Annotated in this window: 8 protein-coding genes and 1 pseudogene; 4 read left to right on the top strand and 5 right to left on the bottom strand. The window is 59.0% G+C overall.

The window, feature by feature from the left end:
• Positions 1 to 157 precede the first annotated feature (157 nt).
• Entirely contained in the window at positions 158 to 2,680 is a 2,523-nt protein-coding gene (locus tag RBB81_RS05440; protein ID WP_353072988.1) for an ABC transporter permease, read from the bottom strand.
• Between the two features lie 353 nt (positions 2,681 to 3,033).
• On the opposite strand from RBB81_RS05440, the gene RBB81_RS05445 reads away from it, so the two are divergent.
• Entirely contained in the window at positions 3,034 to 4,713 is a 1,680-nt protein-coding gene (locus RBB81_RS05445; protein ID WP_353072989.1) for a S10 family peptidase, read from the top strand.
• 32 nt (positions 4,714 to 4,745) lie between these two features.
• Here RBB81_RS05445 and RBB81_RS05450 read toward each other — a convergent pair whose 3' ends face one another.
• Positions 4,746 to 5,717: a glycosyltransferase family 2 protein gene (locus RBB81_RS05450; protein ID WP_179580889.1), complete on the bottom strand. Its 972-nt coding sequence runs from the start codon at positions 5,715 to 5,717 to the stop codon at positions 4,746 to 4,748.
• 308 nt (positions 5,718 to 6,025) lie between these two features.
• On the opposite strand from RBB81_RS05450, the pseudogene RBB81_RS23465 reads away from it, so the two are divergent.
• A pseudogene (locus RBB81_RS23465) lies at positions 6,026 to 6,076 on the top strand (hypothetical protein); the annotation flags it as partial.
• A 956-nt stretch (positions 6,077 to 7,032) separates the two neighbouring features.
• Complete coding sequence (clpB, locus tag RBB81_RS05460) at positions 7,033 to 9,702, top strand: ATP-dependent chaperone ClpB (protein WP_353072990.1); 2,670 nt, start codon at positions 7,033 to 7,035, stop codon at positions 9,700 to 9,702.
• Positions 9,703 to 9,763: 61 nt separating this feature from the next.
• Here clpB and RBB81_RS05465 read toward each other — a convergent pair whose 3' ends face one another.
• Complete coding sequence (locus tag RBB81_RS05465) at positions 9,764 to 10,912, bottom strand: acyltransferase family protein (protein ID WP_179580892.1); 1,149 nt, start codon at positions 10,910 to 10,912, stop codon at positions 9,764 to 9,766.
• 118 nt (positions 10,913 to 11,030) lie between these two features.
• Between RBB81_RS05465 and RBB81_RS05470 the strand changes: the two genes are divergently transcribed.
• The gene (locus tag RBB81_RS05470) at positions 11,031 to 12,332 is read left to right on the top strand and encodes a glycosyltransferase family 87 protein (RefSeq protein WP_353072991.1); all 1,302 of its coding nucleotides are present in this window, start codon (positions 11,031 to 11,033) and stop codon (positions 12,330 to 12,332) included.
• 32 nt (positions 12,333 to 12,364) lie between these two features.
• Here the strand turns inward: RBB81_RS05470 and RBB81_RS05475 are convergent, their stop codons facing one another.
• Both RBB81_RS05475 and RBB81_RS05480 read right to left on the bottom strand, forming a co-directional pair.
• Positions 12,365 to 13,954, bottom strand: coding sequence for a glycosyltransferase family 39 protein (locus tag RBB81_RS05475; protein ID WP_353072992.1), 1,590 nt, complete (start codon positions 13,952 to 13,954; stop codon positions 12,365 to 12,367).
• A complete protein-coding gene (locus tag RBB81_RS05480) occupies positions 13,951 to 15,003 on the bottom strand; it encodes a UbiA prenyltransferase family protein (RefSeq protein WP_353072993.1) in 1,053 nt (350 codons plus the stop codon). The genes RBB81_RS05475 and RBB81_RS05480 overlap by 4 nt, the downstream gene beginning before the upstream one ends.
• Between the last annotated feature and the right edge of the window lie 52 nt (positions 15,004 to 15,055).

The raw sequence follows: 15,055 nt of genomic DNA on the forward strand, positions 1-15,055 counted from the left end.
ATTTGCTGCTGATATCCAGCGGATTTGTTGCTGATATCTCGGACGCAACCCCAGATTCCCTTCGGGAATGACAAACAAGAAGGCGCGGCAGACTCTTCGCTAACTGCTACTTTGCTCTCGCTCTCTTCGCTAACTGCTAGTGCTCTCGCTCTCGGGATTACTCTGTGCGGAGGGCTTGCATGGGTTCGATGGAGGCGGCTCTTCGTGCGGGGAGGACTGCGGCTAGTGTGACCATGACCGCGGCGAGAAGCACTGCTCCGGCCAGGGTCAGGGGGTCGGATGTGGTGACGCCGTAGAGTTGGCTGCGGAAGAGTCTTGCGAGTAGGACGATGGAGGGGACCGCGAGCACGATGGCGATGGCGGCGATGATCGACATCTCGCGCACGATGAGTAGGACGACGCTGGTGCGTTGTGCGCCGAGGGCCAGCCGTACGCCGATCTCGCGGGTGCGCTGTTCGGTGGAGTAGGCGAGGACGCCGTAGAGTCCGACGGCTGCGAGGACGATCGCCAGCGCAGAGAAGCCGACGGCAAGAAGCGCGAGTGCGCGCTCGTCGGAGGCGCTGCGGTCGACCTGGTCGTCCATCGTTCGCATGCCGACGACGACCAGCGTGGGATCGAGGCCATGAATGCTCTGGCGGATTGCGGTTTCGACTGTCTCGGGCGCCTGATTGGTGCGAGCGTACATCTTGACGCCGGTGGGATGAGTGATCTGGGCGATGGGCTGATAGACGGCAGGCCCTATGTCCTGACGCAGATTCTCGTGCTTGATGTCGCCGACCACGCCGACGATGGTTGCGTCGAGTTTTGCCCGGAAGTCGGAGCTTTGGGTGAGGTGATGACCCAGCGCGTTTTGTGCGGAGCCGAAGTACTTCTTTGTGAAGGCCAGATTGATGACGACGACTTCGGGTGCACTGCTGGTATCCGCAGCGGTGAACTCCCGGCCGACCAGAAGAGGCTGCTTGAGGGTTGCGAAGTAGGCGGGAGTGACGGCTGGGGCTTCGAACTGCATCTTCTCGTCTTCGGCAGGTTTGTAGCCTTCGACTTGGAAGGATTCGAACTCTTTGTCTCCGGTGAGCTCGGGATCGGTGGTGGCTGCGGCGGAGGTTATGCCAGGGATTCTCTGGACTGCTTCGATCGCGTTGGTGACGATGGGCACGATGCGGGCTTCTTTGTAGCCGGAGTCGGTGGGGTCGAGGCTGAAGGTGGCGAGATGGCTGGTGTTGAAGCCGACCTCCTGATGGCGGAGATTGTCGAGGGTGCGCACGAACAGACCAGCACCGCCGAGTAAGAGGACGCTGAGAGCTATCTGAACGCCTACGGCAATCTTGCGGAAGAGTTGAGAGTTGCGGGATGCGGTCCCTGCGCTTTGGCGCAGCGTGCCTGCGAGATCGGGACGCAGGAAGTGGAAGACTGGCGCCATGCTGAAGAGAAGGCTCGAGATGACGGCGATGCTGAGCGTGAAGAGAAGGACGCGGCCATCGATGGCTGCCGAGTATGGCTCTTTGCCTGGGTTGGCGCTGGTGAGCAGACGCACGAGGGTGTTGGTGACCAGCGGTGCCATCAACAGGCCCGCCGCTGCACCGAGGATGCCGAGGAGTAAGCCCTCGAGGAGGAGCTGTGAGACGACCTGGGTTTGCTTGGCGCCGAGGGCATAGCGCATGGACATCTCGCGGGCGCGGCCGGCGGCTCGGAGCAGAAGCAGGGTCGCCACGTTGATGGCGCACATGGCGACGAGCAGAGTGGCCATGCTCATGAGGATGATGAGGGGCGTTTGCAGATCCATGCGGCCGGGGGAGAATCCTGTGGAGTCGTCGAGGACCTTCAGCTGCGAGTCGTCGAGGAAGTGCTTGCTGAAGCGTTCGGTGCGGTTCTTGTAGAGCGTTAGCTCGTATGCGCGGAGGGAGTGCCAGAGGGGTCCGAGTGCAGCTGCGGCTTGAGGGGCGGTGACGCCGGGCTTGAGGCGGCCGACCAGCGTGAGCCAGAGCGACTGATGGTTGTTGAGGTTGTCGCGGGGGATGGTCGCCGGCATGGCTTCTTCGACCATGCTGATGGGGAGGAAGGCGGCTGGTTTGTAGCCTCCGATGGCGGATTGAAAGTTCGCGGGGGCTACGCCGAGGATGGTGAAGGGCTGGCCGCCGATCAGGACGGTCTGTCCGACGACGTCGCGGGATGAGGCAAAGCGTGTCTTCCAGTAGTCGTAGCTGAGTACCAGGACTGGGTTTGCGTTTTTTGCGGTATCGTCCTGCGCGGTGAGCAGGCGTCCGAGCGCGGGCTTGAGGCCGAGGAGGTCGAAGTAGTTTCCGCTGACGAGCTCGGCGTCTCTGTCCTCGGCCTGATTTTGCCAGGAGATGGCGAGGTTGGTTCGATCGGCAGCGAGCATTCCGGCGAAGACCTGGTTTTGATCGCGCAGGTCTTTGTACATGGGATAGGAGAAGTAGTTTTCGAGATCGCCGCCGAAGCTGCTGGCTGTGCCGGAGAATCCTCCTGTCCACTGGAAGCGCACCAGCTCTTTGGGCTGCTGGACGGGCAGCATGCGGAGGAGTACCTGGTCGAAGAGGGTGAAGACGGCTGCGTTGGCGCCGATGCCCAAGGCCAGTGTCAGCACTACGGTCAGGGCGAATCCGGGCGATTTGCGCAGTTGGCGTAAGGCAAAGCGCAGATTCTGAAGCAACGTCTGCATAAAGAGATCCTCCGGGCGCAGTGGGGCGCATGGAACAATGCACGTTTTGAGCCAAAGAGTTTGTGATGCAAACACTGTGTTTTGTGCGACGCGGGGAGCAGTTGGCCGTTTTCTGAGCCGAAGTTGTCCGGAAACGGAAATCTCCGTTCGCTGGTGAACACCACTGCGTGTGGTTAGCGTTTCGTGAGGAACGACTATGCCAGGCTGGGAGGAGGGTGAAGGTGTGGGCGGAGTGATTAGCACTCTGGCGGGTGGGCCGGACGCATAACGCAAATGATATTGCATTAGTGTTTGCCAAACTTTTGCGGATATACTTCTCGCAACTGGAAATTTGTCCCTTGGAGAGTGTGAGGATGTCGAGGAAGCTGGTTCGGATCGGTGTGTCTTGTGGAGTGTTGTTTGCGTCCGCTGCTGTCGCGATGGGGGCCGGGCCGCAGGAGAAGAAAGAGAGCGATAAGAAGAAAGAACAGAAGCTGGTGGTAACGGGGACCTCAGTGGTAGAGCCTGCGGAGCCACCATCGGACTCGACTACGGATGGCTCGGTGACGGTGGGTGGACAGGCGGTCGCGTACCGTGCGGTGGCGGGGACGCTGACGGTGGGGTCGAGCGACTCGCAGGACGCGATGATGGGGCTGGATGGGAAGCTGCTGCCGGACACGGGAGAGAAGGCGCCTGATCCCGAGAAGCCGGAGGAGGCTCCGGCGACGGCGCGGATGTTTTATGTGGCGTACTTCAAGAAGGATGCGCCGGTAGGGCGGCCGGTGACGTTTTTGTACAACGGCGGGCCGGGGTCGGCGACGATGTGGCTGCATATGGGATCGTTTGGGCCGAGGCGTGTGGTGACCACCGATGCGCAGCATGATGAGGGAGCGCCTTACAAGATCGTCAACAACGACTACAGCCTGCTGGACGTGAGCGATGTGGTGTTTATCGATGCGCCGGGGACCGGGTTCAGCAGGATTATGGGCAAGGACAAAGAGAAGGCGTTCTGGGGTGTGGATCAGGACGCGCATGCGTTCGACCGGTTCATTCGGAGATTTTTGACGAAGTACAACCGGTGGAACTCGCCGAAGTATTTGTTTGGCGAAAGCTATGGGACGCCGCGCAGCGCGGTGCTGTCAGCTGCTTTGCAGAATGTGGATCTGAACGGGATTGTTTTGCTGTCGCAGATTTTGAGCTTCGATAACAGCATCGATGGGCCGAAGTGGAATCCCGGTGTGGATCAGGCGTATGCGCTGGGGCTGCCTACGTTTGCGGCGAGCGCGTTCTATCATCACAAACTGCCGACGCAGCCTGCGGCGCTCGAGCCGTTTCTCGCCGAGGTGGAGCAGTATGCGATCGGCGACTATATGAGCGCGCTGCTGCAGGGGGCGGAGTTGCCGGAGACGAGGAAGCAGGCGGTGGCGGAGAAGCTGCATCAATATACCGGGCTCCCGGTGACGTATCTGATGCGGGCGAATCTGCGGGTGACGGGTGCGGCGTTCAGCAAGCAGCTGCAGTTGGATGACGAGACGACGACGGGGCGGCTGGATACGCGCTATAAGGGGCCGGATATTGATCCGCTGAGCGCGGACGCAGAGTATGACCCGCAGAGCAATGCGATCTCGTCGGCGTATACGGCGGCGCTGAACCAGTACATGCGGACGGAACTGAAGTATGGCGAGAACCAGACGTACAAGCCGGGAGCTTATGGAGATCCGGACTTTACGTGGGATCTGCGGCACCAGGCTCCGGGTGGTCCGCCGGCAAACTTTCAGGAGGGCGGGACGAATGTGATGCCGGACCTGGCGTACACGATGAAGTCAAACCCGAAGATGAAGGTGATGCTGGCAGGCGGGTACTTCGACCTGGCGACGCCTTATTTCGAGGGCAAGTTCGAGATGCATCATCTGCAGATTCCGCAGAAGCTACAGGCGAATATCAGCTATCACTACTACCAGAGCGGGCACATGGTCTATGTGAACGAAGATGTGCTGAAGCAGTTTCACGCGGATGTGGCGGCGTTTATCCGGGGGACGGAGGACGGGAAGTAGACTCGCGTGATGCTTCCCTGCGGGCACGAGGGTTAGAGGGGCGACTTGCGTTTGTTCTTGAGGCTCTTCATGCGCCACTTCGACTTGGTGATCATCTCTGACAGAATGTATCTGGGTCGAAGGAGGACGGCTAGAGTTGCATTGCCGACGGTGCGGATGTACCTTCGACCAGCGAAGTGGCCAACCGCTGCTTTGTAGAAGATCTGTGAGAAGTCGACTCTCTCCTCGTTGATTCGCCGGCGAAGGGGAGTCTGTCGCCGGAACGCGAGGAACTGGTCCCATGTAAGTTCGGGCTCGTTTCTTCTGCGGCGCAACATGCATTCTCTCAGCCAGCGGACTTTTTTTCGAGTAAGGTGCGCACGAGAGATAGAAGCCGAGCCGCCATGGATGCGGTAATCGAGAAGGATTTCGGGCTGGACGAGGATCTTATGTCCTTGTTCTGCGAGACGGTTCCAGAGATCAATGTCCTCGGCGGGCCAAAACTCCTGACGGTATCCACCTGCAGCTTGTACTACGCTCTTGCGAAGTACGACGGCCGGATGATTGAAACCGATCAGCTTGTTGAGTTGAATTTTTTCTTCAATCTCCTCGTGGGTGAACAGAAAGGAGTTGTCCTGTCCGATGACTCTTCCCTTCTCGTCGATGTGATTAACGAGGCTGCTGGCGACGGCCAGCTCAGGGTGCACTTCGAGGAAGGCCAATTGTCGTTCGAGACGGTTCGCGTGCATGACGTCATCCGCGTGCATGATGAAGACCCTGTCCGAAGAGGCGAGGTCTATGGCTCGATTGAGTGTGACTGCAGTGCCGACATTGGGCTGGCTGAAGACTTTAATGCGGGGATCGTTCTGCGCGTGAGATTGAACGATGGCCAGCGATCCGTCGGTTGATCCGTCGTCAACCACGATGAGCTCGAAGTCGGTAACGGTTTGACGGAGGACGCTGGTGATTGCTTCGTGGAGAAAGGCCTCCGCGTTGTAGGTGGGCATTACGACGGAGACGGTCATTCAGCCGGAGGCATCTCCTCGCTGTGGGCGGGAGTCGTGTGAGCCGTGAAGCGCGAAGATGAGATCAGAGGACAATCCTCCTGGAGGAAAAGCTGGCCTGTAAGGGACGATTGTAGATCACGGGGTTTACGTTCAGGTTCGCGGAGCCGCCTGGCAGCACGATAGCAGAGTAAAGCGTATGTGCTCGTTGTGATCCGTTCGCCGGTCCGAAGTTAAGGGGAGGACGGCTGGTGCGCCGCTTTATATAAGTTGTTGATTTTACGACGGATTATATTCTTGAGAGCCCCAAGCTTTGTCCGAAGCTTCACCTGCCTCAGACTGTAAATACGGAGGACGTCACGGCTTCTGCGGACGCCGGCGTGTTGACAATCACACTGCCCAAGAAGGCGGAGGCTCAGCCAAAGCAGATCAAGGCGCAGGTGGGCAACGACACCAAGCGGGTTGAGGCGCAGACGGCTCAGTAACGCTTTGATGCGGTATTGCGGGGGGAGGCTTTCCCCTTTTTCTTTTGGGGCGGAGGCGTCACAGCATAGCCAGGGTCTGTCCACATCGCTGTTCGCAACGGGCCACCAACCGCCTAACAGGGGCAGGGCGCGCCTGGTTGGCGAGACGGGAGCCAAGAGTTATCAACGACATATACAACTGTTTCGGCGGCATGTTATAAAGCGCGGTGCGTTCTACGCCCGTGGTGCGAATGTGTTCAAAACTTTCAGTATTGATTGGTCTGTTGTGTCTATCCGCCTTTTGCTGCAGGTTCTCGCTCCCAGGCCAGATTTACCGACCGAAGACGAGTATGGCAATTATGTCGGCAACCCTGTCGGCTGGGACGGCTCTTCGGAGGGCCTGAAACAGATATGCCGAATGATGCCGCGGTGCAAGATAACCTGCGGTCGCGCCGCGCTGACTCGTGAGGGTGATGGTAGCTCCAGACCTGACTCGGGCCAGGGAAGGCCAGTGCTCAAAATAGAGTATCCCGACGGGAAGATTGACTATGTCGAGGCAGAGTTGCGTCGACCGACGATATCCATGGGTGGAGTTGCGGCCGGGGAAGTGAATGCATAGCCTCGCGGTTCTTGGCTGAGTGGTGCCGGGTGCGGGAAAGATTTAGCCCGATGGCGTGGTTGGGCTTTCGGTGCCTTTTCGCATAACCGGGAAGGCATTGGGCTAACGTATGTCCCTGTCGCAACAGGGCTTTGCCCACATTTCCGAATGTGAGTGAGTTGTTGTCAGATTTCCGCATCTTCTTAAGCATCTCGGACGTCTAATCTAAGCGAAAAGCTCAAATCTGTGGATTTGGATGGGGAGATAAAGATTTATGGCGATCAAGTGGGATCGGTTGACGGTGAAGTCGCAGGAGGCGGTGCAGTCGGCCGGTGGACACGCCGCGGAGAATGGCAATCCCGAGGTGATGCCGCTGCATCTGATGGCGGCGTTGCTGGAGGACCGCGAGGGAGTGGTGATCCCGGTGCTGGAGAAGATTGGGGTGCCGGTGGAGCAACTGTTGTCCGGGGTGAACTCGGCGATTGCGAAGCTGCCGAAGGTGCAGGGTGGGGGGCAGCCGGGGATGTCGAACGCGCTGCAGAAGGTGCTGGAGCAGGGATTTAAGGAGGCGGAGAACTTCAAGGACGAGTATGTGTCGACGGAGCATCTGCTGCTGGCCTTGTCGAAGGCGAAGAATGACCCTGTGCAGCTGGCACTGGCGGCGCTGGGGGGCACGCATGAGGCGATTCTGAAGGCTTTGAGTGCAGTGCGGGGGAGTCAGCGGGTGACGGATCAGAATCCTGAAGGGAAGTTTCAGGCGCTGGAGAAGTATGCGAAGGACCTGACGGATCTGGCGCGGCGCGGGAAGCTCGACCCGGTGATTGGGCGGGATGAGGAGATTCGCCGGGTGGTGCAGGTGCTGAGTCGCAGGACCAAGAACAATCCGGTGCTGATCGGGGAGCCGGGCGTGGGCAAGACTGCGATCGTCGAGGGATTGGCGCGAAGGATCTTTCTGGGGGATGTGCCGGAGATTTTGAAGAACAAGCGTGTGTGCTCGCTGGATCTTGGCGCGATGATCGCAGGGGCGAAGTTTCGCGGGGAGTTCGAGGATCGGCTGAAGGCGGTGTTGAAGGAGATTGAAGAGTCGAACGGCGAAGTGATTTTGTTCATCGATGAGTTACATACTCTCGTGGGCGCGGGTGCGAGCGAAGGGTCGCTGGATGCGAGCAATATGCTGAAGCCTGCGCTGGCTCGCGGTGGTCTGCGGGCGATTGGCGCGACGACGCTAAGTGAGTACAAGAAGTACATCGAAAAAGATGCGGCGCTGGAGCGACGGTTCCAGATTGTGTACGTCGGCGAGCCGAACGTCGAGGATACGGTCGCGATTCTGCGTGGGCTGAAGGAGAAGTATGAGGCTCACCATAAGGTGCGAATTAAGGATTCGGCGATTGTGGCTGCGGCGGTGCTGAGTCATCGGTATATCTCGGATCGGTTTCTGCCGGATAAGGCGATTGATCTTGTGGATGAGGCTGCTGCGGCGCTGGCGATTCAGATCGGCTCGGTGCCTGTGGAGATTGATGATCTGGAACGGCGGGCAACTTCGCTTGAGATTGAACGCGCGGCGTTGAAGCGGGAGAAGGATGCGGGCTCGCAGGAGCGGCTCGAGATTGTGGAGCGCGAGTTGGCCGAAGTGAAGGAGGCATCGGCTGGTCTGCGTGCGCGATGGCAGAAGGAGCGCGGCGCGATTGGGAAGATCGCGGAGCTGAAGGAGCAGTTGGAGTCGCTGCGGTTCCAGATGGGCGAAGAGACTCGCAAGGGCAATCTGCAGAGGGCGGCGGAGTTGCAGTATGGCGAGATTCCGAAGCGAGAGGCAGAGTTGCGCGAGTTGACGGCGGAGCAGGATGCGGCGGTCCGGGAAGATGAGGCTGAGGCGAAGTCTGGCGTTGCTGCTGGAGTTGCGAAGCGGCCTTCGCGGATGTTGAAGGAGGAGGTCGACGAGGAGGATATCGCCGCGGTGGTGTCTAAGTGGACTGGGATTCCGGTCTCGAAGATGCTGGAGGGCGAGACGCAGAAGCTGGTGCAGATGGAGGAGCGTCTGCGCGAGCGCGTGGTTGGGCAGGATGAGGCGCTGAGTGCGGTGGCGAATGCGATTCGTCGTTCGCGCGCGGGGTTGAGCGATCCGAAGCGGCCGATTGGTTCGTTCATCTTTCTTGGGCCGACGGGCGTTGGGAAGACGGAGACGGCGAAGGCGCTGGCGGAGTTCCTGTTCGATGATGAGGCCGCGATGGTGCGGATCGACATGAGCGAATATATGGAGAGGCATGCCGTGGCGCGGTTGATTGGAGCGCCTCCCGGGTATGTCGGGTATGACGAGGGCGGACAGTTGACGGAGGCTGTGCGACGACGGCCGTACTCGGTGATTCTGTTTGATGAGATTGAGAAGGCGCATCCGGATGTGTTCAACGTGCTGCTGCAGGTGCTCGATGATGGGCGGCTGACGGACTCGAAGGGCAGGACGGTTGATTTCAAAAATACTGTGCTGATCATGACTTCGAATGTTGGCGCGGGGCAGTTGTCGACGGCCTGGGCGCAGGGAGAGGACGGGTTCGAAGAGGCGAAGGGTCGCGTGATGGATGAACTGCGCAAGCACTTCAAGCCGGAGTTTCTGAATCGTGTGGACGACATTGTGATCTTCCATCCGCTGGCTGATGAGCAGCTGACTCATATCGTCGACCTGCGGCTGAAGGATCTGCAGAAGTTGCTGGCGGATCGAAAGATTACGCTGGAGCTGACCGATGGTGCGAGGAAGGCGATCTTCAAAGCTGGGTACGACCGGGCTTATGGGGCGCGTCCTTTGAAGAGAGCGATTCAGCGGCTGGTGCAGGATAAGCTGGCGGTAAAGATTCTGGACGGCAGCGTGCTGCATGGTGACCATGTGGTGGTGAAGGCTGGAAAGAACGGTCTCGAGTTCAATGTGCAGGGACGCGAGGCTCTAGTTTCGTAAGAAGGTTGCGGTTTCGTAAAAAGACGAGAGGCCCACGTTTATTGGTGGGCCTTTTCTTTGCTTAGGGGGCGGACTGCACTGCGGGGTGGTGGTACTTCGCGGTGATGAAGTGCAGCATCGGCTTTTCTATCAGGCGGTAGCAGAGCAGGCCTGCGACAGCGACCAAGAGAGTTGAAAGGAGTACGTTCGGGTCAGCGCCAAGGCTCGCCAGATGAGGGTAGAAACGTTCGTAGACGTAGAAGACGGGCAGCGAGACCAGATAGATGGAATAGGAAGCGTCGCCGAGTTGAACGCCGAAGCGTCCGAGAGGTGATCGTATCTGGGAGGAGCGGAAGACGAGGCCGGCGGTGACCATGGCGGCGGGGATGCCCCAGATCAGGAGGCGATGCCAGCTGAGCGATCCATTGAGGACATTGTTCGCCTCGATGTCGTATTTGTTAAAGAAGGTGGATAAGACGAGAGGGATTGTTCCAGCGAAGAGCAGGACTGTACCCAGGGCGTGGCGCTTGCCGTAACGGGCGAAGAGGAGGCCAATCAGGCATCCTAAGACGAACTCCAGATTGATGGGATTGGCGAGCAGGATGACGACTGGCCTCTGAAGGCCGATGATGCTCCCAAGCGCGATCAGGACGAAGATGGTGAGGATGGTTCTTTCTACGACCCGACCGGCGCCGAAGAAAAGGTTGAGCGTGATGATGTAGTAGAAGAACATCTCGAAGATCAGGGTCCAGCCGACGAAGATGAGCGGAGGAGGGATGGGGAAGTGCAGGGAGGGTACTAGAAGATAGGAGTTGACCAAAGACGACAGGACGAGATGATGCTGTTTGAGGTCAACCAGAACAAAGAAGAGGGAGAGAGTCCAGTAGATAGGAAAGATGCGGATGAATCTCCGAAACAGAAAGTCGAGCGCGCTGTGAGCAGAGCTGGATTTGGGACGGATGTTCATGGCGACGGTAGAAAGAATGAATCCGCTGATGGCGAAGAAGATGTCGACCCCGCAGGCTCCCACACCAGAGAGATTGAAGAAACGGGTCTCTGCGGGGATGGCGTGATGTGAGACGCTGAAGATGGCATGAACATGGACGACGAGAAGTGCGGCGACGGCGCGAAGGATCTGGATGGAGTCGTTTTTCTTCATCGTTGAGGCGGCCTTCGCGACGGGAGTCGAGGGGGCGGGTTCGCCGATGAGGGTGGGGACCGGGATGGGCATAGGGACGCCTTCATGATACATGGGGCGCCGAGACGGAGAGGTGCGGCTCGCAGGTCGAAAGAAGATCAGAATGAAGTCGACCTCTCCTCTCAATAAGGCTGTTTGATAGAGTGAGAGCGTGACGTCCAGGACAGTAGATACTTCAGGCGCCGCTACGCACGGCAGGCGGCTTCTCCTCTTTGTTGTGTGCAGTCTGCTGCTTGCGAACGTTGTTCAGTGGGGTCTTTGCCGGGCGTTGCATCTGGGCAATCCTGGCAGCATCAAGGGCGACGTCGCAGCCTTCATGCACATGCGGCAATGGACCGACTCGTGGCTGCCGATGATGAAGTCGCTGGATTACTTCGATGCGAATTCTACTAAGCCGATTTACGCGGCTCCGTTGTATGACACGCTGATCTATTCGCTGGCTAGCGAATTGCCGCTGGTTGCTTTGCGCAGGCTTGGAGTCGGCGATGCTGCGATGCTTCGTCTGCTGGCTGTGTTTTCGTGGCTTTCGGTGGTTGGTGTTGCGGGGGTGTCGCTGGCGATGGGGCGCGGGTTGTTGCGAAGGCGCGGTGCGGATTTGAGCGGGGCGGATGTTCTTGCGGTGATCCTCGCTTGTCTGGGATGTTATCCGCTGTTGAAGGGATACGCGTTGGGGAACGCCCAGACGATGCTTTCCTTTGGATTCGCGTTGATGCTCTATCTATGGACGTCGGGGCGCGAGCGTGAGGCAGGAGTTGTGGCGGCGCTGCTTGCGTTTGTGAAGCCACAATATGTGCTTCTGCTGGTGTGGATGGTGGTGCGCAAGCGGTGGGGTGCGATGTGGGCGTTCCTGATCTGCTCCGTCGTTTTGTTGACGATGTCGGTTGCGGTCTTCGGTTGGCACAACAATCTTGACTATGTCGGTGTGCTGGCGAGTCTGAGCCATAAGGCGCAGTCGCACTATGCTAATCAGTCGATGTTCGGGACTTTGAACCGGATGATCTTCAACGGCGAGAACCTGGGATACACGCCGCATGTGTATACGCCTTACGTCTCGTGGGTATACCGTACGACTGTCTTGACGTCATTGGTGCTGGTTTGCGGAGTGCTGCTGTATCCCTGGAGAAAGCTGCGCGGTTCGACGGCGGATATCGCTGCGATGGGTCTGGCATCAGTGGCGGCGTCGCCGATGGCGTGGGAGCATCACTACGGCATTGTGTTCGGAATCTTTGCGTGGTTCTGGTTTGCGTATGGGTGCTGGGAGGCCAAGAGGCCGTGGTTGTGGGGATTATCGTTTTTTCTTTGCGACAACTTTTTGGCGGCGACTAATCTGCTGGCCGACAGGCGCGGATGGAATGTGCTGCAGTCTTATATGTACTTCGGAGCGCTTCTTTTACTGGTGCTGCTGATGCGGCTAGCTCGTCGAGCTGAAGGTGTCGAGACCGTCGCGGCGTAATGGCGGTCATATTAACTCGAGGAATCACAAGATTATTTTGAGGTCTGAGAGTTAGATGAGAATCGCAGGGAGGCTGCGTCGCCTCCCATGGCGGGTCCTAGCGGCGTGATGTCGGCGTGTGCGGCTGCGAGGGCCTGGTCGGTCCAGTTCCAGCCGCTGTGCAGGAGCACGAAGACGTGCTCGCCGGGTTCATTGGTGAGTTGCTCCCAGGAGATGATGGGGAATCCGGTGAAGTGGCGCATGTGCTGTGCGGTGAGCGACTCGGTGTCGCGTCGGCTCCAGAGAAGCTCTTGGTTGCTGGAGTAGATCAGGGCCATGTGGGAGCGGATATCAGGGTCGGGTTCGTAGTAGCTGGCTACTTCGAAGGTGCCCATCTCCTGCAGGTAGAGCAGGCCGCTGGGGCTGGAGAGAATCGCCGCTTTGATCTGCGGGCTGAGTGTGAGCGAGGCCATGAAGTCTCTGGTCTTTGCCTGCTCCGCGTGGATGCGAATCGCTCCCGTGAAGACGATGGCGATTGCGAGCGTGGACAACGTAAGGATGGCGGTGTTTGTGCGGCGAAGTATTGGAAAGAGGGCAATCGTCAGGAGAATGCTGAGCGCGAGGATTGCTCCGAGTACGTAACGGACCTCGATGGAGTGCGTCACGAAGAAGGCCAGCAGGAAGCCGAAGAAGGGCAGTGCGGCGAGGACGATAAGAAAGACGAGCTCGGCGGTTGGGAGTTGGACATCTTTGTTGCGTAGCTGGCGCACACTGCCGAAGACCAGGAGAGCCGCGAAGACAATGAGGCCGATGGCGGCGAGGTGCTGGATGCGGAGGCTCGCGTGGGTGTAGTCCAGGAAGAGTGAGCGGTAGGCCTGGGTGATGGCGTGGTAGCCGACGTCTCCGGCGTTGTAGTAGTTCTTGCGAAACTCGGCGGCGGACTTTTCAAAGGGTAACGCGAAGGCGATGCAGGCCATGCCGAGGATGATGGCGGCTGCGACGGGAAGGTCCATTCGTCGACGTTGAACGGTGCGAAAGAGTTCTGCGGCGCAGAGGGGTAGGAGCGATAAGACGCCGAAGTAGTGCGTGTTCAGCGTGAGTGCGACCGCGAGTGCGAGGAGGATGAGAGAGGCAGTGCGTTGCGACTGGCGTCGCGTTGCGGCCTGCCAGGTCACCAGGGCGAGGCCGTAGAAGCCGAGCAACAGACCGTAGGGACGGCCTTCTGCGGAGTAGAAGAGAGTCGCCGTCATCGCGGGAAAAGCCATTGCGAAGATCGCGGCGTTCTCGTTGGCGATGCGCCGCACAAAGTAGAAAAGGCAGATCTGCATCAGGAGATAGCCGAGCAGCGAGGGCAGCCTGAGGGCGAAGGCTCCTGCGCCGAAGACGCTGATCGCGATGTGCGCGAGGGTGTGGTAGACGAGGGGGTCCAGCGAGATGGGATAGCTGCGTTGGATGTGGATGAGTTGGGCGTAGCTAGGCACGCTGTCGGTCTGTAGGACGAAGAACTCGTCCTGCGACATGAGCTTGTGGTGCGACCAGAGGAGGGAGATGACGGCGGTGAGGATCAGAGATGCGATGGCCGTCCAAGGGAGGGCAAGACTCTCGCGGCTGCTTTCAACACTGGAATTTTGCGACGAGATCATATCTTGGCGTGGATTCTAAGCCGCTGGTGCTCGAAGCCGGGTGGAGTGTAGCTGATGGGCGCGGGTTGAGCTACGGCAGGAGTGGTGGAGGGCATGGTTGGAGTGAAGAACAACTCCAGACGCGGGATGCGAATGAAGAGTAGAAGCCCCATCACGATGGCGGTTGAGGCGAACGAGGTCATCAGCAGAGGTTCGCGATAGAGCTTTTCGGGGTTCTGTACCGCGCTGTCATGCTTGAAGGCGAGCTTGAGATAAACGGCCATGGTGAAGGCTACGAGAGGAAAGCCGAGGATGAGTTCGATGCGATAGCGGATGATGAAGGCTCCGAGGAAGAGCATCGCGGTGGAGGCATAGAAGACAATGGATACGAGCAGCGACTCGGGCGTGTAGCGCTTGAAGGATGCGCGATAGGCGCCTGCGACGGCGCGATCGCCTATCTCGGAGAGCTCGCTGAAGCGCTTGAGGCCCATGAAGTAGCAGCCGAGCATCCAGTAGGCGATAAGCAGCGAGACGGGCGGCACGAGGACACTGGTGACGGCGTACCAGCCGAGCAGCATGCGCAGTGGATTATTGATGGACTCGGTGAGGACGTCGAGGTAAGGGACGTCTTTGGTGCGGATGGGAGGAAAGTTATAGAGGCAACCCATGATCCAGAGGATGAGCGCGACGAGGGCGAACATGCGCGAGATGAGGAGGCCGACTGCGATTCCTGCGATCATCATCAGGAGCCATTGGACGTAAGCGGCGGGAATGTTGACCAGACCGAGTGCGGCGGGGCGGTTGCGCTTGGTGGGATGAAGACGGTCGAAGGGCGCGTCGAGGACTTCGTTGATGACGTAGTTGCTGCAGGCGACCAGTGTGACCGCGACAAATGCGAGGAGCAGAGTTACGAAGAGATGGGGAGTGAAGAGCGCCGGATAGACGCTGAGCGGTACGATGACGCCGGGCAGAACGAAGAGATTCTTGATGGAATGATCGAGTCTGGCGATGGCGAGATGGGCGCGGAGGCGCTCGGACAAGGAGACGTTGCGCAGGGGAGGCTCGGTCATGTTTGTTGTAGGGGCTCCTTCGCAAGCTGCCTTGGGGCTATGGGCACAGTGT

It is taken from the genome of Tunturibacter gelidoferens, from assembly GCF_040358255.1.
GTDB lineage: Bacteria > Acidobacteriota > Terriglobia > Terriglobales > Acidobacteriaceae > Edaphobacter > Edaphobacter gelidiferens.

What these genes read in the sequence shown, in the direction of transcription:
- RBB81_RS05440 (WP_353072988.1), bottom strand. Translation starts at nt 2,680, where the DNA reads ATGCAGACGTTGCTTCAGAATCTGCGCTTTGCCTTACGCCAACTGCGC.
- RBB81_RS05445 (WP_353072989.1), top strand. Translation starts at nt 3,034, where the DNA reads ATGTCGAGGAAGCTGGTTCGGATCGGTGTGTCTTGTGGAGTGTTGTTT.
- RBB81_RS05450 (WP_179580889.1), bottom strand. Translation starts at nt 5,717, where the DNA reads ATGACCGTCTCCGTCGTAATGCCCACCTACAACGCGGAGGCCTTTCTC.
- clpB (WP_353072990.1), top strand. Translation starts at nt 7,033, where the DNA reads ATGGCGATCAAGTGGGATCGGTTGACGGTGAAGTCGCAGGAGGCGGTG.
- RBB81_RS05465 (WP_179580892.1), bottom strand. Translation starts at nt 10,912, where the DNA reads ATGCCCATCCCGGTCCCCACCCTCATCGGCGAACCCGCCCCCTCGACT.
- RBB81_RS05475 (WP_353072992.1), bottom strand. Translation starts at nt 13,954, where the DNA reads ATGATCTCGTCGCAAAATTCCAGTGTTGAAAGCAGCCGCGAGAGTCTT.
- RBB81_RS05480 (WP_353072993.1), bottom strand. Translation starts at nt 15,003, where the DNA reads ATGACCGAGCCTCCCCTGCGCAACGTCTCCTTGTCCGAGCGCCTCCGC.